This is a genomic window from Pseudomonas sp. SA233 (assembly GCF_054792385.1).
The window spans coordinates 251,369-268,816 of record NZ_CP096449.1 but is presented as its reverse complement, the minus strand read 5'-3'; the positions used below and the strand labels follow the sequence as shown (position 1 = coordinate 268,816).

Below are 17,448 nucleotides of genomic sequence, written 5' to 3'. Positions count from 1 at the left end.
CCGCTCCCACAGGGGCCGCGCAAAACATGAAACCTGCGCAGTACCTGTGGGAGCGGGCGTGCCCGCGAAGGGCTGCAAAGCAGCCCCATGGCCAACACCCATCACAGCTTGGCGATGGACACTTCAGTCGATTTCACGAAGGCAATCACTTCACTGCCCACCTGCAGCTCCAGCTCACGCACAGAGCGGGTGGTGATGACCGAAGTGACGATGCCCGAGGCAGTCTGCACGTCGATTTCCGACAGTACCGGGCCTTCCAGGATTTCCTTCACGGTGCCTTTGAACTGGTTGCGAACGTTGATGGCTTTGATAGTCATGATTTGATTCCTTCTCTATGGCTTCAGTCTGGTAAGTGAGTCAGTGCGCCCAACGCAGTTGCGTGGGCAAAGGGGCTACAGGATCCGGCTCGGGCGCAGCGCCCGGGGCCGACAGAACACGGTTGAGCACTTCGCTCTCCAGCGCGGCCAGGCGGTGGGAACCACGCGCCCGAGGCCGTGCCAGGTCGACAGTGAGGTCGAGCCCGACTTCGCCGTCCTCGATCAGGATCACCCGGTCAGCCACGGCGACTGCCTCGCTGACATCGTGGGTAACCAGCAACACGGTGAAACCGTGCTGACGCCACAGGCGTTCGATCAGTTGCTGCATCTCGATACGGGTCAATGCATCCAGCGCACCGAGCGGCTCGTCCAGCAGCAGCAGGCGCGGCTGGTGAATCAGCGCCCGGGCCAGGGCCACACGCTGCTTCTGGCCACCCGACAGAGCCGCCGGCCATTCATTGGCGCGATCGGCCAGGCCAACCGACTCCAACGCTTCCAGCGCACGCGGGCGCCAGTCGCCAGACAGGCCCAGGCCAACGTTGTCGATCACCTTCTTCCATGGCAGCAGGCGCGCGTCCTGGAACATCAGGCGGGTTTCTTCGCGGGCCTGTTCCAGCGGCGCGGCACCGGCCAGCAACTGGCCTGCAGTGGGCTGGTCGAGACCGGCCAGCAGGCGCAGCAAGGTGCTCTTGCCGCAGCCACTACGGCCGACGATCGCGACGAACTGGCCGGCAGGTATATGCAGCTCAATCCCCTTCAGCACTTCGCGCTGGCCAAAGGTCTTGCGCAGGCCGCTGGAAGCCAGCGGGATGCCACGCAGCAGGCGTGGCGGCTGTTCCTTGAGTACGGTCATGCGCCCTCCTTCTTCGCCGCTTGATAGGCCGGGTGCCAGCGCAGCCACACTCGCTCCAGGCCCCGGGCTGCGAGGTCGGCAAGCTTGCCGAGCACGGCATACAGGACGATGGCCAGCACCACCACGTCGGTCTGCAGGAACTCGCGGGCGTTCATCGCCAGGTAACCAATGCCGGCATTGGCCGAAATGGTTTCGGCAACGATCAGGGTCAGCCACATGAAGCCCAGGGCAAAGCGCACGCCTACCAGGATCGAAGGCAATGCTCCGGGCAGGATCACCTGGCGGAACAGGCTGAAGCCGGACAAGCCATAGCTGCGCGCCATTTCCACCAGCGCCGGGTCGACGTTGCGGATGCCGTGATAGGTGTTCAGGTAGATCGGGAACAGCGTGCCCAGCGCCACCAGGAAGATCTTTGCCGACTCGTCGATACCGAACCACAGGATCACCAGCGGGATCAGCGCCAGGTGCGGCACGTTGCGGATCATCTGCACCGAGCTGTCGAGCAGGCGTTCGCCCCAGTTCGACAGGCCGGTGATGAAGCCCAGCACCAGGCCGATGCTGCCACCGATGACGAAGCCCAGCCCGGCACGCCAGCCACTGATGGCCAGGTGGGTCCAGATCTCGCCGCTGCGCACCAGCTCGACGCCGGCGCTGACCACGGCGCTGGGCGCGGGCAGAATGCGCGTCGACAGCCAGCCGGCGCTGACCGCCAGTTGCCAGGCAGCCAGCAGCAGTACCGGCAGCGCCCATGGCGCCAGACGCTGGCCAAGGTTGTTGGAAGTTGCACGACTCATGGCCTGGCCCTCAGCTCTGCGCAACGGACTTGGGCAGGATGTCGTTGGCCACCATTTCGCCAAACGGGCTCACATAGCCGCCGGCCTTGGCTTGGTCCGGGCGTTGCACACCCAGGTGCGGGAACAGCAGCTCGGCCACCCGGTACGACTCTTCCAGATGCGGGTAGCCGGAGAAGATGAAGGTATCGATGCCCAGCTCGGCGTATTCCTTGACGCGTGCCGCGACGGTCGGGCCATCCCCCACCAGCGCGGTACCGGCACCGCCACGCACCAGGCCGACACCGGCCCACAGGTTGGGGCTGACCTCCAGCTTGTCACGGTTGCCGTTGTGCAGGGCGGCCATGCGTTGCTGGCCGACCGAGTCGAAGCGCGCCAGCGAGGCCTGGGCGCGAGCGATGGTGTCGTCGTCCAGGTGCGAGATGAGCTTGTCGGCAGCGGCCCAGGCTTCTTCGTTGGTTTCCCGCACGATCACGTGCAGGCGGATGCCGAAGCGCACTTCGCGACCCTGAGCAGCGGCTTTCGCACGCACCTGGGCGATTTTTTCAGCGACCGCACTCGGCGGCTCGCCCCAGGTCAGGTACAGCTCGACCTGCTCGGCGGCCAGGTCCTGTGCGGCTTCGGAGGAACCACCGAAATACAGTGGCGGGCGTGGTTGCTGGATCGGCGGGTAGAGCAGCTTGGCGCCCTTCACCTGGATGTGCTTGCCGTCGTAGTCGACCACCTCGCCTTCCAGCACCTTGCGCCAGATACGGGTGAACTCTACAGAGGCTTCATAACGTTCCTGATGGTTCAGGTGCAGGCCGTCACCGGCCAACTCGTCCGGGTCACCACCGGTCACCAAGTTGAACAGCGCGCGGCCGTTGGACAGGCGATCAAGGGTTGCTGCCTGGCGTGCCGCCACGGTCGGCGAAATGATCCCGGGGCGCAGGGCGACCAGGAACTTCAGCCGCTGGGTCACCGGGATCAGCGATGCCGCGACCAGCCAGGAGTCCTCGCAGGAGCGCCCGGTAGGTATCAGCACGCCACCAAAGCCGAGCCGGTCGGCCGCCTGGGCGATCTGCTGCAGGTAGCCATGGTCGACCGCGCGGGCGCCATCGGAGGTGCCCAGGTACTTGCCATCACCGTGGGTAGGAAGAAACCAGAAGATATTAAGGCTCATTGGAGTTGTCTCCTCAAGGGGGCTCAGCCAGGGCGGCGCCCCGACGCGGGCGAATCAATCAAGGCGCACTGGCGACCTTGGCCGGGGGTGTCCAGATCACGTCCTTGATGCTCAGCGGCTTGGGAATCAGCTTCAGTGCCTGGAACGTGTCGGCGATCTTCTGTTGCGCGGCCACCACTTCCGGGGTGAGCGGCGCGGCACCGTAGCCTTGGCGCTTGACCGAGGTCAGAGTGATGTCGGCAGGCAGGCCGAGCAGCGGCGCGACCTGGTCGGTCACTTCCTGTGGGTTGGCCTGGGACCATTCACCTACGGCACGCACTTCTTCGATCAGTGTGTTGATCACCGCCGGGTGCTGGGTCGCGTAGTTGCGGGTAGCCAGGTAGAACTGATGGTTGTCGACCAGGCCCTTGCCATCGCGCAGGGCATGAGCCTGAAGCTGTTTCTCGGCGGCAGCCTGGTACGGGTCCCAGATCACCCAGGCGTCCACGCTGCCGCGCTCGAAGGCGGCGCGGGCGTCGGCCGGGGGCAGGTACACCGGCTGGATGTCGCTGTATTTCAGGCCGGCGTCTTCCAGGGCGCGAACCAGCAGGTAGTGAACGTTGGAGCCTTTGTTGAGGGCGACTTTCTTGCCCTTGAGGTCCTTGAGCGACTGGATCGGCGAGCCATTCGGCACCAGGATCGCCTCGCTGTGCGGTGCTGGCGGCTCGTAGGCGACGTACAGCAGGTCGGCACCGGCAGCCTGGGCGAACACCGGCGGGGTTTCACCGGTGACGCCAAAATCGATTGAGCCGACGTTCAGCCCCTCAAGCAGCTGCGGGCCGCCGGGGAACTCGGTCCATTGCACCTGCACGCCCTGCTCGGCCAGGCGCTTTTCCAGCGTGCCCTTGGCCTTGAGCAGCACCAGGGTGCCGTATTTCTGGTAACCGATACGCAGGCTCTCGGCCTGGGCTTGGGTGATGGCGCCGAAGGACACAGCCGCCGCAAACAGGGCGACCAGACCGCGACGCAAGAAGACTGTGCGCATGGCGCTCTCCTGTGCGAGTGGGTTCGGGTTGCACCTGCTTGCCTCGTTGTCGGGCGAGTAAGGTGGTGAAGCGGGTTGGGCCGGTCAGATGCTCCAGCGAGCGCTGATCAGGCGTTCGTTCAATACGCCGGGCGCCACGGGGCGCGGCCGGCGGGCTAGTGCAACGTGGAAGGTTTCCAGCGCGTCCTGCAGGCGTTCTTCCAGCGCCGCTACCAGCTGCGCGGGCCTGGAGCCTTCTGCGTAGGCGACCTGGCTGTCGTCGGCGAAGATCCCTTGCAGGGTCTCTTGCGCCTTGAGTGCCGACAGCACGGGTTTCAGTGCGTAATCCACCGCCAGCATGTGGGCGATGCTGCCGCCGGTGGCGATCGGCAACACGATCTTGTGTGCCAGGGCGCGTTCGGGCAGCAGGTCGAGCAAGGTTTTCAGGGCACCGGCGAACGAGGCCTTGTACACCGGCGTGGCGACGATCAGGCCATCGGCCTGGGCCACCAGCTGCTGGAAGTGCTGCACCTGCGGGCTGTCAAATCGGGCGTGCAGCAGGTCTTCGGCGGGAAAGTCACGTACCTGGAACGTCACTACCTCGACGCCACGGTCCTGCAGCCACTGGCGAGAACGCTCCAGCAGCACGCCGGAGCGTGAACGGGTACTGGGGCTACCACCGATTGAGACGACCAGCATTGCAGCGCTTCCTTGTGTTTTGTTGGAGGTGACATTAGCAGTCGCCGCATATATCTAGAAATCATATTTTTTCATTTGTTTATTCCATTTTTTTATCTTCAAGGGCCTATTCGCGGGCACGCCCGCTCCCACAGGTTTTGTGGCAAAGCGTAGAACTGCACAGGTCTTTGTGGGAGCGGGCATGCCCGCGAAGAAGCCAACGCGGTTTCAGCAGGATAAAAAAGGGCCGTCGAAACGGCCCGAATATCCCTGCTTGGCTAAGAGCAATGCAACGAGGAATCCTTTAACGATTGGGCTGCGGGGTCAGCCGCAGATAGGGTTTGACCGCCCGGTAACCTTTGGGGAAACGCTGCCTGATCTCTTCCTCGTCCTTCAGCGAGGGCACGATTACCACGTCGTCACCGTCCTGCCAGTTACCTGGTGTGGCGACCTTGTGGTTGTCGGTCAGCTGCAGCGAGTCGATCACCCGCAAGATTTCGTTGAAGTTGCGCCCGGTACTGGCCGGGTAGGTGATGGTCAGGCGCACCTTCTTGTTCGGGTCGATGACGAACAGCGAGCGCACGGTCAGGGTGTCACTGGCATTTGGGTGGATCAGGTCGTACAGGTCAGACACCTTGCGGTCGGCGTCGGCAATGATCGGGAAGTTGACGACGGTGTTCTGGGTCTCGTTGATGTCATCGATCCAGCGGTGGTGCGAATCGACCGGGTCCACCGACAGGGCGATGGCCTTGACCCCGCGTTTGGCGAAATCGTCCTTAAGCTTGGCGGTCAGGCCCAGCTCGGTGGTGCACACCGGGGTGAAGTCGGCTGGGTGAGAGAACAACACCCCCCAGCTGTTGCCCAGCCACTCGTGGAAGCGGATCTTGCCTTCGCTGGAATCCTGTTCGAAATCGGGGGCGATATCGCCGAGTTTTAGGCTCATGGGCTGCGGCTCCTGTGCTGGGTTCTGTACCGTGTGGGTTCAATGTGCCTGCATTCGATTAAAAACAAAAAGAATAAATACTGATTTATTTATAACCGTTAGGCATACAAAATTGCAGACACAAAAAAGCCTCGCACTAGGCGAGGCTCTTTTGGTTACACCACGAACTTACATGAAGGCGTAAGTGTAGTTCACGATGAAGCGAGTCTGATCCTGGTCAGAGCTGCTTTCGCCGCTACCACGGTAGACACCCTGACGCAGGCTAAAGCCCAAGCCTTTGAGGGTACCCTGCTGAATGGTGTAGTCGACGCGCGCGTCACGTTCCCATTCGTTGTAGCTGCCGTCGCCCGACTTGTTGCGGATATCGTCACCACGCAGGTAAGCCACCGAAGCCTTCAGGCCTGGAACGCCCAGGGACGCGAAGTCATAGGAGTACTGACCGAAGGTGGTGTTCTCACCGGCGCGAGCGAACTGGTTGATCATGCTGTCGGTGAACAGGTAGAAGCTGGAACCACCAGCGCCTTCCGAGGTACCGCTGTCGTTGACCAGGCTGCCCTGGTTGAGCCATACGAAGCCGCCGTCGTCACCGACCTGCTGGTGACCGAGCATCAGCGCATGGCCACCCAGGGTGTAGGTGAACATGGCGGACCAGGTCTTGTTGTCGATCTTACCGTCGGTCTTCTCGTAACCGCCGTTGTTGTTGAAGTTGTACTCGCCTGGGCCACCTTTCTTGTTCTTGCCGTCGGCGCTGCTATCGAAGTAGCGCAGGTCGGTCTTGAACGACTGGTCGTCAGCGATCTTGAAGACGTGGGTAGCACCCAGGAAGTGCTGCTTGTAGAAGTCTTCCAGATTCGAGTAGTAGTACTGCAGGGTCAGGTCTGGAGTGAGCTTGTAGTCCAGGCCACCGTAGCGGAACTTGTTGCTTTCAGCGGTAGCGCCCGCAACGGACAGACCGGTACGGTTGCTCGAGGCACGACCCATGGCATGGGTCAGCTGACCGGCGTTGATGGTCAGGTTGTCGATTTCCTTCGAGGTGATGGTGCCACCCTCGAAGGTCTGCGGCAGCAGACGACCATCGTTGGAGACCAGGATCGGGAGGTTTGGCGCGAGCGCGCTACCGAAATGCGCTTCGGTCTTCGAGAAGCGAGCCTTGGCGTTGGCACCAAAACGGGCCCATTGGGCTGCGGAACCCTTGCCGTCATCCGGGAAGAAACCGCTCTTGTGATAACCCTCACCACCATCCAGATGAATACCCCACAGCGCTTGGGCATCAACACCAAAGCCAACGGTACCTTCAGTGAAGCCCGAGATGTAGTCGAGCTTGAAGCCCTGACCGGATTCACGCTGATCTGGGCGTTCTGCACCAGCTTTCGCGTGATCTTCACGATTGTCGTTGTTGAAGTACATGGTGCGCGAGCTGAGCGACAGTTTGCTGTCTTCAACGAAACCGGCAGCGCCTGCTTGTTGGGCGAGAACCCCCAGTGCCACGGCCAGGGCCAGGCTGGACTTGTACATGTTTTGCTCCTCTACGTTCTAATTCTTGTGTATCTCTGGTGGCGGGATCTGCTGCCCCGCTCACCGTGGATTGGCGATTTAGTCCCAAAGCGTGACCGTAAAGTCAATCGTTTCTAAACGTTTCGCGACTTTGGTCTAAGACGCCAGCTGCGCTACAGGATAATGACAATCCTATAAATCCAAAATGACCGTTTTATGAATTGGTAAGATTTTTAAGGAATATGTTAGGAATTATTACTGCTATTCGTTAGAAGCAGCATGTTTTTCATAACCAATAGTTATTTGCAAACGTTTGCTCATAACCTAATTCCGTATCGTTCTATCGGGACGAAAAAGCCTAGCAGCACTCTCGGATTTCACCATTGAGCGAAATCACAACGTTTCCCTGTTAACGCGTCTCAAACCATTGGCTCCTAAGCTAATGCAAAAAAGTTATTTATTTTGCATTTCTTAGATCAATTAGCCTTCTCGTCATCCACCACACCGATTGCCTGACGAGAGGTTCACCATGATCCCGCACGCCCCGCTGCGCCTGTTCGCCGCCCTGACCCTCGCCAGCGCCAGCTGGTTGGCCCAGGCTGCTGACCTGACCGTGGCCTACCAGACCACCGTCGACCCGGCCAAGGTGGCGCAGGTCGATGGCAACTACGAAAAAGCCAGCAAGGCCAGCATCGACTGGCGCAAATTCGATAACGGCGCCGACGTGATCACCGCCGTAGCCAGCGGCGATGTGCAGATCGGCTACCTGGGCTCCAGCCCGCTGGCCGCCGCAGCCTCCCGCAAGCTGCCGGTCGAGACCTTCCTGATCGCTACGCAGATTGGCGCCGGTGAAGCACTGGTCGCCCGCGACAGCATCAAGACTCCGCAAGACCTGGTCGGCAAGAAAGTCGCCGTGCCTTTCGTCTCCACCGGCCACTACAGCCTGCTGGCCGCGCTGAAGAGCTGGAACATCGACCCGGCCAAGGTGCAGATCCTCAACCTGGCGCCACCGGCAATCATTGCCGCCTGGAAGCGCGGCGACATCGATGCCACCTACGTCTGGGACCCGGCCCTGGGTGTGGCCAAGGAAAACGGCAAGGTGCTGATCACCTCCGGCGAGCTGGCCGAGACAGGCGCACCGACCTTCGACGCATGGATCGTGCGCAAGGACTTCGCCGCCAAGCACCCCGACGTGGTCAAGGCCTTCGCCAAGGTCACCCTCGACGCCTACGCCGACTACCGCAAGAACCCGCAAGCCTGGCTGGCAAACCCCGACAACGTAAGCAAGCTGGCCAAACTGTCGGGCGCCAAGCCTGCCGACATCCCGGTGCTGCTGCAGGGCAACGTGTACCCACTGGCCGTCGACCAGGCCAATGCATTGGGCACACCGACCACCCAGGCGCTGACCGACACGGCCACCTTCCTCAAGCAGCAAGGCAAGGTCGACGCGGTGCTGCCGGACTACTCGCCCTACGTCAGCGCCAAGTACCTCCCCAACTAAGCCTGTAGAAACCGACCGGAGCCTGCCATGGCCTTGCTCGAACTGGAGCGCATCAGCGCACAGTACCCCGGCGCCGAAACCCCGGTGCTGGCCGACATCAACCTGAGCCTGGGGCCACGCCAGCTGCTGGTGGCCCTGGGCCCTTCCGGCAGTGGCAAGACCTCGCTGCTCAACCTCATCGCAGGCTTCGTCGCCCCCAGCGGCGGGCGCATAACCCTGGACGGCGTGCCCGTCCAGGGCCCCGGCGCCGAGCGCGGCGTAGTGTTCCAGGACGATGCGCTGCTGCCTTGGCAGAACGTGCTGGGCAACGTCGCATTCGGCCTGGAACTGGCCGGCGTGCCACGCGCCGAGCGTGAGGCCAAGGCCCGCGAAATGCTGGCCCTGGTCGACCTCGACGGCTTTGGCGAACGGCGTATCTGGCAATTGTCCGGTGGCCAGAAGCAGCGTGTTGGCCTGGCCCGGGCGCTGGCAGCCGATCCACGAGTGTTGCTGATGGACGAACCGTTCGGCGCACTTGATGCCTTCACCCGCGAGCAGATGCAGGAGTTGTTGCTGCAGGTATGGCAACGCACCGCCAAGCCGGTGTTCCTGATTACCCACGACATCGAAGAAGCCGTGTTCCTCGCCAGTGAACTGGTACTGCTGGCGCCCAACCCGGGGCGCGTGGTGGAGCGCCTGCAACTGGACTTCGGCCAGCGCTACGCAGCGGGTGAATCGGCGCGGGCTATCAAGTCCGACCCGGCTTTTATCGAAACCCGCGAGCACGTACTTGCGCGGGTGTTCTCTCAACGCCAAAACCTGCAGGAGCGCGCATGAGCAGCCTGGACCTGCCGGTCACCGGCAAGCGCAACACCCAACCCCGGCCAGCCACCAAGCTGCGCCGCCCCCTGCCCACCCGCTGGATCAGCACCCTGACCCTGGCCAGCCTGCTGTTGGCCTGGTGGCTGGTGACCGCGGCCGGCTGGATCGAGCCGCTATTCCTGCCCTCGCCCGCCGACATCCTGGCCAAGGCCGGGACCCTGCTGACCCAAGGCTATATGGATGCCAGCCTGTGGCAGCACCTGGGTGCCAGCCTGGGGCGCATCGGCGTGGCCCTGCTTGCCGCTACCCTCACCGCCATCCCGGTGGGTATCGCCATCGGCTACAACCGCGTGGCCCGCGGCATTCTCGACCCGCTGATCGAGTTCTACCGGCCGATCCCGCCGCTGGCCTACCTGCCGCTCATCGTCATCTGGTGCGGCATCGGCGAGCTGTCCAAGGTGCTGCTGATCTATCTGGCAATCTTCGCCCCCATCGCCATTGCCACCGCTACCGGCGTGCGCACTGTCGACCCGGCCAAACTGCGTGCAGCGCAGTCACTGGGCGCGACCAAGGCCCAGCTGATCCGCCACGTGATCCTGCCCAGCGCCCTGCCCGACATCCTCACCGGCATCCGCATTGGCCTGGGGGTTGGCTGGTCGACCCTGGTGGCCGCCGAGCTGATCGCCGCCACCAGCGGCCTGGGCTTCATGGTGCAGTCGGCGGCGCAGTTCCTGGTTACCGATGTGGTGGTGCTGGGGATTTTGCTGATCGCCCTGATCGCCTTCGCACTGGAAATGAGCCTGCGTGCCCTGCAACGCAAACTGGTGCCTTGGCACGGGCAGAGCCACTGAATCCTGTTGACCACGCCAGCAGCCTGGCGCCTGATTGAAGAGACCGACATGAGCCTGACCATCACCCCCCTCAGCCCGGCGCTCGGCGCCCAGATCAGCGGCGTGGACATCAGCCGCGATATCAGCGTCGAAGAACGAGACGCCATCGAGCAGGCGCTGCTGCAGCACCAGGTGCTGTTCTTCCGCGACCAGCCGATCAACCCGCAGCAGCAGGCGCGGTTTGCCGCCCGTTTCGGCGACCTGCACATCCACCCGATCTACCCCAACGTGCCGGAAACCCCGCAGGTGCTTATCCTCGACACGGCGGTGACCGATGTGCGTGACAACGCCGTGTGGCACACCGATGTGACCTTCTTGCCGACCCCGGCCCTGGGCGCGTTGCTCAGCGCGAAGCAGTTGCCGGCCTATGGCGGCGACACCCTGTGGGCCAGCGGCATCGCTGCCTTCGAAGCCTTGTCGGCGCCGCTGCGCGAGATGCTCGACGGGCTGACCGCCACCCATGACTTCACCAAGTCGTTCCCGCTGGAGCGCTTTGGTACCACGCCGGAAGACCTGGCGCGCTGGGAAGCAACCCGGCGGAACAACCCGCCGCTGTCGCACCCGGTGGTGCGCACGCATCCGGTGAGCGGGCGCAAGGCGTTGTTCGTCAATGAAGGGTTCACCACGCGCATCAATGAGCTGGGCGAACTGGAAAGCGAGGCACTGTTGAAACTGCTGTTCGCCCATGCAACGCGGCCGGAGTTCAGCATTCGCTGGCGGTGGCAGGAGAATGACGTGGCGTTCTGGGACAACCGCGTGACCCAGCATTTTGCGGTGGATGACTACCGGCCGAACCGGCGGGTGATGCATCGGGCGACCATCCTCGGGGATGCGCCCTTCTGAAACCGGGAGGCCTTTGGCCTCCATTCGCAGCACAAGGCTGCTCCTACAGGGAAGCGCGATCCCTTGTAGGAGCAGCCTTGTGCTGCGAATGGGCCGCAAAGCGGCCCCAGCGATCTAGCGGACCAGATGCAGGAACTGCATGTGCCGTTCGTACTGGTCGAGGATGTCGTTGATGATCTGCTCCTTGCTGTAGCCGACCAGGTCATAGTTCTGGCTGCCTTCGCTCAGGTGCACCTCCGCCCGGTAGTAGCGGCGGTTCTTCAATTCCTGCGTACCCAGCCCACCCAGGGCGAACGATGGCGTGAAGTAGCCACGCATCTGCACCTGGTAAATGAACGGCTGTTCCTCGCCATGGCCAATCTTCAGGCTGACGTTGTCGTGGCTCGGGTCGTCCTGGGTAATCAGCACCAGGCCCTTCTGCTCGAACACTTCACGCACATCGGCAATTGCCGGGCGCACCACGTCGTCCATGAAGCGGTACACCTCATCTCGCGACGGGAAGTGCACCGCCTGGCTCAGGCGCTGGCGCCAGCCGCCACGGCCGCGGCGTGACTGGGCGAACGGGGCAAGCGAATGCATCTGTGCGATCTGCCGTTGCGACTCCAGGTAGAACGCCTTGTGCAGCCCCCACATCATGCACAGCAGGATCAGCGAGAACGGCAACGAGGTCAGCACCACCGCCGACTTCAGCGAGTCGATGCTGCCGGCGAACAACAGCGCACTGGTGATCAGCGCCGTCATCGCGCCCCAGAAGATGCGCAGCCAGTTCGGCCCATCCTCGTCGGCATCACCACCCTTGGCCGACAAGGTCGACAGTACCACGGTGCCCGAATCGGCCGAGGTGACGAAGAACACAAAGCTGATGAACACCGTCACGGCGATCACCGTCTTGCTCCAGGGGTAAGTCTCTAGCAGCAGGTACAGGCTCATCGACGGGTTATCCAGCGCCGACTGGCCCAGCGCGGTCATGCCGTGGTTGATGACCTGGTCCAGGGCGCTGTTGCCGAAGATCGACATCCACGCCAGGGTGAAGCCCAGCGGAATCAACAGCACGCCAAAGACGAACTCGCGGATGGTGCGGCCACGGGAGATGCGGGCGATGAACAGGCCCACGAACGGCGCCCAGGCAATCCACCAGGCCCAGTAGAACACCGTCCAACCGCCCAGCCAGTCGCGGTTCTCGCCGTAGGCATAAACGTCGAAGCTCTTGCGCGGCAAGGCACCCAGGTAGTCGCCGAGGTTCTGGATCAGCGTGTTGAACAGGTGCTGGGTAGGCCCGGCGAACAACACGAACAGCAACAGCGCGCAGGCCAGGAACAGGTTGATGTCGCTCATCACCCGCACGCCCTTCTCCACCCCGGCGACCGCCACGGCCACCGCCGCGCCCATCATCAGGGTAATGAGCAGCACTTGCACCCACTGGCTGTGGTCGATGCCGAACAGGTAGTCGAGGCCGGCGTTCAGGTGCAGCACGCCAAAACCCATGTCGGCCCCCAGGCCGAACACCGTGGCGATGATGCCGAAACCGTCCACCGCATAACCGATCGGCCCGTTGATGCGCTTGCCGATCAACGGGTACAACGCCGAACGCAGGGCCAGCGGCAGGTTGTGCCGATAGGCGAAGTAAGCCAGGGCCATGCCGACGAAGGCGAACACGCCCCAGCCATGCAGGCCCCAGTGCAGGAACAGGATCTGCATCGCCTGGCGCCCGGCCTCGGCCGTGCCCGCTTCGCCCTGGGGCGGCTGCAGCATGTGGGTCAGGGGTTCGGAAACGCAGAAGAAGAACAAGGTGATGCTGATGCCGGCGGCGAACAGCATGCCGGCCCACGACAGGTAGCTGAACTCGGGTTCGTCGTGGTCGGCACCGAGCTTGATCTTGCCGTAGCCGGACAAGGCGGTGACCACCACGAAGACCAGGTACAGCGTCATCGCCAGCATGTAGTACCAGCCGACCGTGTTGGCCGCCCAGTTCTGCGCCGCCAGCAACCAGTCGCCTGCTGCTTGCGGATAGGAAATGACCACGAGGCCGAAGATGAGGATGAAACTTGCCGCGAAATAGAACACCGGGGGGTTCATGCGGATCTTGCCATTGGCAAGGGAAGGGGTCGGTGCACTCATCGGGGGCGCACCTCGTCGAATGACGTAAGGCTCGGAATGAACGGGTTCAGCAAAGGAATCCTCCTGTTGAACACCGGCAGCGGACCAGCGTTTTTTTCATTGAACAAGCGTTCAAGTTAAACATGGATCGGATTTCAATGCGAATTGGGGCGCTGATTGGTGCCCTCCTGCACGGGCCTCTTCGCGGGTAAACCCGCTCCTACAGGTACTGCACAAGATTCAAGATCTGTGGGGTCCCTGTGGGAGCGGGTTTACCCGCGAAAGGGCCGGTACAGGCCAAGGAAATGCTAGATCAGTTCTTGTCCTGGCAATCCAGCTGAAGGTTGGCCTGGGTAATGTTGCTCTCGGCCGGCACACTGCGGGTCAGCCACACATTACCGCCAATGGTCGAGCCTTTGCCGATGGTGATCCGCCCCAGCACCGTGGCCCCCGCATAGATCACCACATCGTCCTCGACGATCGGGTGGCGTGGCAGGCCCTTGTGCAGGGTTCCCGATTCATCGCTGGGGAAGCGCTTGGCGCCCAGGGTCACCGCCTGGTAGATGCGCACACGCTCGCCGATGATCGCGGTTTCGCCGATCACCACGCCGGTACCGTGGTCGATGAAGAAGCTCGGGCCGATTTGCGCCCCGGGGTGAATATCGATTCCAGTGGCCGAATGCGCCAGTTCCGAGCTGATCCGCGCCAGCAGCGGCAGGCCGGCCTGGTACAGATGGTGCGCCAGGCGATGGTGGATGATCGCCAGGATGCCCGGGTAGCACAGCAGCACTTCATCGACACTGCGCGCAGCCGGGTCGCCGTGATAGGCGGCCAGCACGTCTGTGTCCAGCAGCACGCGCAGGCCCGGCAGGGCGGCGGCGAATCCCTGCACCAGGCTCAGCGCATGGGCATCGACGCCGGCCAGTTCGCCCTTGCTTTGTCGTGCGGCGTAGCGCAGCTCCAGGCGGGCCTGGGCCAGCAAGGCGGTCAGGGCGGCATCCAGCGTATGGCCGACGTAGAAGTCTTCGCTTTCTTCGCGCAGGTCGACCGGGCCAAGGCGCATGGGGAACAGTGCGCCGCACAGTTGCTCCAGGATGTGCCGCATCGCCTCGCGCGAAGGCAGCTCACGCCCGCCCTGCTCGCCGCTGCTGCGGCCATTGCGGGTGCGCCATTGTTCACGGGCGCCGCGCAGGCCGGTGACGATGCTCTGCAACTGCCAGTGCCCGGATGAAGGTTGTTCGCTCACGGTTTTCTCCTGCCTGAGTAGGCCAAACTCATTTTTATTTGCAGGCCTGGCCTCTTCGCGGGCTCGCCCGCTCCCACAGGGACCGCACAAATTCCAAGCCCTGTGCAGTACCTGTGGGAGCGGGCGAGCCCGCGAAAGGGCCGGACCTGCCTACATACAATCCACTCTACGGCAAATCCATCCCTTGGAAAAAACAACGCTTTATTCCATCCTGCGCTAAGTCAGGCATAAGCCGCGATGACGGAGCAGGCAACCTCGCCTACCCTCAATGCAGCCAGCACCTGGCAAAACCAAAAGGAAATAACAAAATAATTTTTTAGTATTTCCTGGCCTAAGCAGCCGACCCTATAGTCGCCACCCACTACTTACACAACAAGCGCGGGGCTCTGAAATGTCGAAATTCGCCAAACCGCTACTCAACGCCAGCCTGGCACTCCTGCTGGGTGCCGGCCTGCTCAGTCAGGCCTTCGCTGGCGAGCAGCTGAAGACCATCCAGGAAAAAGGCGTGATCAACGTCGGCCTCGAAGGCACCTACCCACCGTTCAGCTTCCAGGACGAAAACGGCAAGCTGACCGGCTTCGAGGTGGAACTGTCCGAGCTGCTGGCCAAGGAGCTGGGGGTAAAGGCCAAGGTGCAGCCGACCAAGTGGGACGGCATCCTCGCCGCACTGGAATCCAAGCGCCTGGACGTGGTGATCAACCAGGTGACCATTTCCGAAGAGCGCAAGAAGAAGTATGACTTCTCCGAGCCTTACACCATCTCCGGCATCCAGGCGCTGATCCTGAAGAAGAAGGCCGAGCAACTGAACATACACAAGGCCGCAGACCTGGCAGGCAAGAAGGTCGGTGTAGGCCTGGGCACCAACTACGAGCAATGGGTCAAGAAGGACGTGCCGCAAGCCGATGTGCGCACCTATGAAGACGACCCGAGCAAGTTCGCCGACCTGCGCAACGGCCGCATCGACGCCATCCTGATCGACCGCCTGGCCGCGCTGGAATACGCGCAAAAAGCCAAGGACACCGAACTGGCCGGCGATGCCTTCTCGCGCCTGGAAAGCGGCGTGGCCCTGCGCAAGGGTGAACCGGAACTGCTGGCAGCGATCAACAAGGCGCTGGACAAGCTCAAGGCCGACGGCACGCTGGCCAAGCTGTCCGAGAAATACTTCGGTGCCGATGTCACCAAATGATCGCTGAAAGCCTGCAACTCGTTGTCGACTCCGCGCCCTTCCTGCTGAAGGGCGCGGGCTATACAGTGCTGCTCAGTGTTGGCGGCATGTTCTTCGGCCTGGTGCTGGGCTTTGCCCTGGCACTGATGCGGTTGTCGAAGATATTGCCCCTGAACTGGCTGGCGCGGGTCTACGTGTCGTTCTTCCGCGGCACGCCGCTGCTGGTGCAGCTGTTCGTCATCTACTTCGGCATGCCGCAGATCGGCATCGAACTCGACCCGATCCCGGCTTCGCTGATCGGCCTGTCGCTGAACATGGCCGCCTACATCTGCGAAATCCTGCGCGCGGCGATTTCCTCGATCGACCGTGGCCAGTGGGAAGCCGCCGCCAGTATCGGCATGACCCGCGTCCAGGCCATGCGCCGGGCGATCCTGCCCCAGGCCTTGCGCACCGCACTGCCGCCGTTGGGCAACAGCTTCATCTCGCTGGTCAAGGACACTGCCCTGGCGGCAACCATCCAGGTGCCCGAGCTGTTCCGCCAGGCCCAGCTGATCACCGCACGCACCTTCGAAGTGTTCACCATGTACGTGGCGGTGGCGGTCATCTACTGGGTGTTGTGCAGCATCCTCGCGCACTTCCAGAACCGCATGGAAGCGCGAGTCAACCAGCATGACCAGGAGCATTGAGCATGATTGAAGTCAAAGGCCTGACCAAGCGGTTCAAAGGCCAGACCGTGCTCAACGGTATCGACCTGACCGTACAACCCGGCGAAGTGGTGGCCATCATCGGCCCCAGCGGCTCGGGCAAGACAACCTTCCTGCGTTGCCTGAACCTGCTGGAAACACCCGATGCCGGGCAGATCCAGATTGGCGATATCAGCATCGACGCCAACCGCCCGCTGGGTGGGCAGCAAAGTGCGATTCGCCGCTTGCGCCAGCAGGCCGGGTTCGTGTTCCAGAACTTCAACCTGTTCCCTCATCGCACCGCCCTGGAAAACGTGATCGAGGGGCCGGTGATCGTCAAGAAGACACCCCGCGAGCAGGCGATCGAACTGGGCCGGCGCCTGCTGGCCAAGGTCGGCCTGGCCGGCAAGGAAGACGCTTACCCGCGGCGCCTGTCCGGTGGCCAGCAACAACGGGTGGCCATCGCCCGCGCCTTGGCAATGGAGCCGGAGGTGATCCTGTTCGACGAGCCGACCTCGGCGCTGGACCCCGAACTGGTGGGTGAAGTGCTGGCGACCATCCGCGGCCTGGCCGAGGAGAAGCGCACCATGATCATCGTTACCCACGAGATGAGCTTTGCCCGGGATGTGGCGAACCGGGTGATCTTCTTCGACAAGGGCGTGATCGTGGAACAGGGCGAGGCCAAGGCGCTGTTTGCGGCGCCGAAGGAAGAGCGTACCCGGCAGTTCTTGCGCAAGTTCCTGGGGACTGCTGCCTCCGAGTAAACCTGTTGCGGCCTTTTCGCGGGCACGCCCGCTCCCACAGGTGTGGCACCGATTTCAAGATCTGTGCTGTACCTGTGGGAGCGGGCGTGCCCGCGAAGAGGCCGGCACATCCGCAGCAAAATCCCCCTTCTATACATATTCCAAAGAGTTAGTTCATAAACTTTTTATAAAGCATTAGGGTATATAAACCGGACCACCGGACCAGCACACATCTGTC

The 17,448-nt window shown here is 62.5% G+C and carries 17 protein-coding genes; 7 read left to right on the top strand and 10 right to left on the bottom strand.

The features are described from left to right. Positions 1-101: 101 nt before the first annotated feature. The 8 genes from M1D87_RS01225 to M1D87_RS01190 form a co-directional block, all read right to left on the bottom strand. Positions 102-317: a TOBE domain-containing protein gene (locus M1D87_RS01225; protein WP_003255829.1), complete on the bottom strand. Its 216-nt coding sequence runs from the start codon at positions 315-317 to the stop codon at positions 102-104. Positions 318-357: 40 nt separating this feature from the next. Beyond that, on the bottom strand, positions 358-1,170 hold the full coding sequence (gene ssuB, locus M1D87_RS01220; RefSeq protein WP_013970450.1) for an aliphatic sulfonates ABC transporter ATP-binding protein: 813 nt from the start codon (positions 1,168-1,170) through the stop codon (positions 358-360). Beyond that, complete coding sequence (gene ssuC / locus M1D87_RS01215) at positions 1,167-1,964, bottom strand: aliphatic sulfonate ABC transporter permease SsuC (RefSeq protein WP_003257431.1); 798 nt, start codon at positions 1,962-1,964, stop codon at positions 1,167-1,169. Before ssuC ends, ssuB begins: the two co-directional genes overlap by 4 nt. A 10-nt stretch (positions 1,965-1,974) precedes the next feature. Further along, positions 1,975-3,123 carry an FMNH2-dependent alkanesulfonate monooxygenase gene (gene ssuD, locus M1D87_RS01210; RefSeq protein WP_123085092.1) on the bottom strand — a complete coding sequence of 383 codons (1,149 nt, stop codon included), beginning with the start codon at positions 3,121-3,123 and terminating at the stop codon, positions 1,975-1,977. A gap of 58 nt (positions 3,124-3,181) precedes the next feature. After that, positions 3,182-4,147, bottom strand: a complete 966-nt coding sequence (locus M1D87_RS01205) for a sulfonate ABC transporter substrate-binding protein (protein ID WP_123085093.1) — start codon at positions 4,145-4,147, stop codon at positions 3,182-3,184. Positions 4,148-4,231: 84 nt separating this feature from the next. Further along, entirely contained in the window at positions 4,232-4,825 is a 594-nt protein-coding gene (gene ssuE / locus M1D87_RS01200) for an NADPH-dependent FMN reductase (RefSeq protein ID WP_024087992.1), read from the bottom strand. Between the two features lie 283 nt (positions 4,826-5,108). Continuing rightward, a complete protein-coding gene (locus tag M1D87_RS01195; protein WP_015268594.1) occupies positions 5,109-5,747 on the bottom strand; it encodes a peroxiredoxin in 639 nt (212 codons plus the stop codon). 168 nt (positions 5,748-5,915) lie between these two features. Then, on the bottom strand, positions 5,916-7,262 hold the full coding sequence (locus M1D87_RS01190; RefSeq protein ID WP_123085094.1) for an OprD family porin: 1,347 nt from the start codon (positions 7,260-7,262) through the stop codon (positions 5,916-5,918). Between the two features lie 508 nt (positions 7,263-7,770). Here M1D87_RS01190 and tauA point away from each other — a divergent pair. Genes tauA through tauD form a run of 4 tightly spaced genes read left to right on the top strand, consistent with a single transcriptional unit; the run spans position 7,771 to position 11,276 of the window. Beyond that, a complete protein-coding gene (gene tauA / locus M1D87_RS01185; protein ID WP_123085095.1) occupies positions 7,771-8,742 on the top strand; it encodes a taurine ABC transporter substrate-binding protein in 972 nt (323 codons plus the stop codon). A gap of 27 nt (positions 8,743-8,769) precedes the next feature. Continuing rightward, positions 8,770-9,558, top strand: coding sequence for a taurine ABC transporter ATP-binding subunit (gene tauB, locus M1D87_RS01180; protein ID WP_123085096.1), 789 nt, complete (start codon positions 8,770-8,772; stop codon positions 9,556-9,558). Continuing rightward, positions 9,555-10,394 (top strand): taurine ABC transporter permease TauC, encoded by an 840-nt coding sequence (tauC, locus tag M1D87_RS01175; protein ID WP_023660882.1) that lies wholly within the window; start codon positions 9,555-9,557, stop codon positions 10,392-10,394. The genes tauB and tauC overlap by 4 nt, the downstream gene beginning before the upstream one ends. 48 nt (positions 10,395-10,442) lie before the next feature. Beyond that, positions 10,443-11,276: a taurine dioxygenase gene (gene tauD / locus M1D87_RS01170; protein WP_123085111.1), complete on the top strand. Its 834-nt coding sequence runs from the start codon at positions 10,443-10,445 to the stop codon at positions 11,274-11,276. A 114-nt stretch (positions 11,277-11,390) separates the two neighbouring features. Here tauD and betT read toward each other — a convergent pair whose 3' ends face one another. Both betT and epsC read right to left on the bottom strand, forming a co-directional pair. After that, positions 11,391-13,352: a choline transporter BetT gene (betT, locus tag M1D87_RS01165; protein ID WP_170931082.1), complete on the bottom strand. Its 1,962-nt coding sequence runs from the start codon at positions 13,350-13,352 to the stop codon at positions 11,391-11,393. Positions 13,353-13,686: 334 nt separating this feature from the next. Continuing rightward, positions 13,687-14,619, bottom strand: coding sequence for a serine O-acetyltransferase EpsC (epsC, locus tag M1D87_RS01160; protein WP_039614256.1), 933 nt, complete (start codon positions 14,617-14,619; stop codon positions 13,687-13,689). A 391-nt stretch (positions 14,620-15,010) separates the two neighbouring features. Here epsC and tcyJ point away from each other — a divergent pair, with 391 nt between their 5' ends. The 3 genes from tcyJ to tcyN are packed head-to-tail and all read left to right on the top strand — an operon-like array spanning position 15,011 to position 17,231. Continuing rightward, complete coding sequence (tcyJ, locus tag M1D87_RS01155) at positions 15,011-15,805, top strand: cystine ABC transporter substrate-binding protein (RefSeq protein ID WP_015268587.1); 795 nt, start codon at positions 15,011-15,013, stop codon at positions 15,803-15,805. After that, the gene (gene tcyL / locus M1D87_RS01150) at positions 15,802-16,470 is read left to right on the top strand and encodes a cystine ABC transporter permease (protein WP_003255849.1); all 669 of its coding nucleotides are present in this window, start codon (positions 15,802-15,804) and stop codon (positions 16,468-16,470) included. The genes tcyJ and tcyL overlap by 4 nt, the downstream gene beginning before the upstream one ends. Positions 16,471-16,472: 2 nt before the next feature. Continuing rightward, positions 16,473-17,231, top strand: coding sequence for an L-cystine ABC transporter ATP-binding protein TcyN (tcyN, locus tag M1D87_RS01145; RefSeq protein ID WP_013970435.1), 759 nt, complete (start codon positions 16,473-16,475; stop codon positions 17,229-17,231). Positions 17,232-17,448 lie beyond the last annotated feature (217 nt).

Coding starts and splice junctions, on each gene's coding strand:
- M1D87_RS01225 (WP_003255829.1), bottom strand. CDS start 317: ATGACTATCAAAGCCATCAACGTTCGCAACCAGTTCAAAGGCACCGTG.
- ssuB (WP_013970450.1), bottom strand. CDS start 1,170: ATGACCGTACTCAAGGAACAGCCGCCACGCCTGCTGCGTGGCATCCCG.
- tauC (WP_023660882.1), top strand. CDS start 9,555: ATGAGCAGCCTGGACCTGCCGGTCACCGGCAAGCGCAACACCCAACCC.
- tcyL (WP_003255849.1), top strand. CDS start 15,802: ATGATCGCTGAAAGCCTGCAACTCGTTGTCGACTCCGCGCCCTTCCTG.
- M1D87_RS01205 (WP_123085093.1), bottom strand. CDS start 4,147: ATGCGCACAGTCTTCTTGCGTCGCGGTCTGGTCGCCCTGTTTGCGGCG.
- tauD (WP_123085111.1), top strand. CDS start 10,443: ATGAGCCTGACCATCACCCCCCTCAGCCCGGCGCTCGGCGCCCAGATC.
- ssuC (WP_003257431.1), bottom strand. CDS start 1,964: ATGAGTCGTGCAACTTCCAACAACCTTGGCCAGCGTCTGGCGCCATGG.
- tauB (WP_123085096.1), top strand. CDS start 8,770: ATGGCCTTGCTCGAACTGGAGCGCATCAGCGCACAGTACCCCGGCGCC.
- M1D87_RS01195 (WP_015268594.1), bottom strand. CDS start 5,747: ATGAGCCTAAAACTCGGCGATATCGCCCCCGATTTCGAACAGGATTCC.
- tcyN (WP_013970435.1), top strand. CDS start 16,473: ATGATTGAAGTCAAAGGCCTGACCAAGCGGTTCAAAGGCCAGACCGTG.
- ssuE (WP_024087992.1), bottom strand. CDS start 4,825: ATGCTGGTCGTCTCAATCGGTGGTAGCCCCAGTACCCGTTCACGCTCC.
- M1D87_RS01190 (WP_123085094.1), bottom strand. CDS start 7,262: ATGTACAAGTCCAGCCTGGCCCTGGCCGTGGCACTGGGGGTTCTCGCC.
- tcyJ (WP_015268587.1), top strand. CDS start 15,011: ATGTCGAAATTCGCCAAACCGCTACTCAACGCCAGCCTGGCACTCCTG.
- betT (WP_170931082.1), bottom strand. CDS start 13,352: ATGAACCCCCCGGTGTTCTATTTCGCGGCAAGTTTCATCCTCATCTTC.
- ssuD (WP_123085092.1), bottom strand. CDS start 3,123: ATGAGCCTTAATATCTTCTGGTTTCTTCCTACCCACGGTGATGGCAAG.
- tauA (WP_123085095.1), top strand. CDS start 7,771: ATGATCCCGCACGCCCCGCTGCGCCTGTTCGCCGCCCTGACCCTCGCC.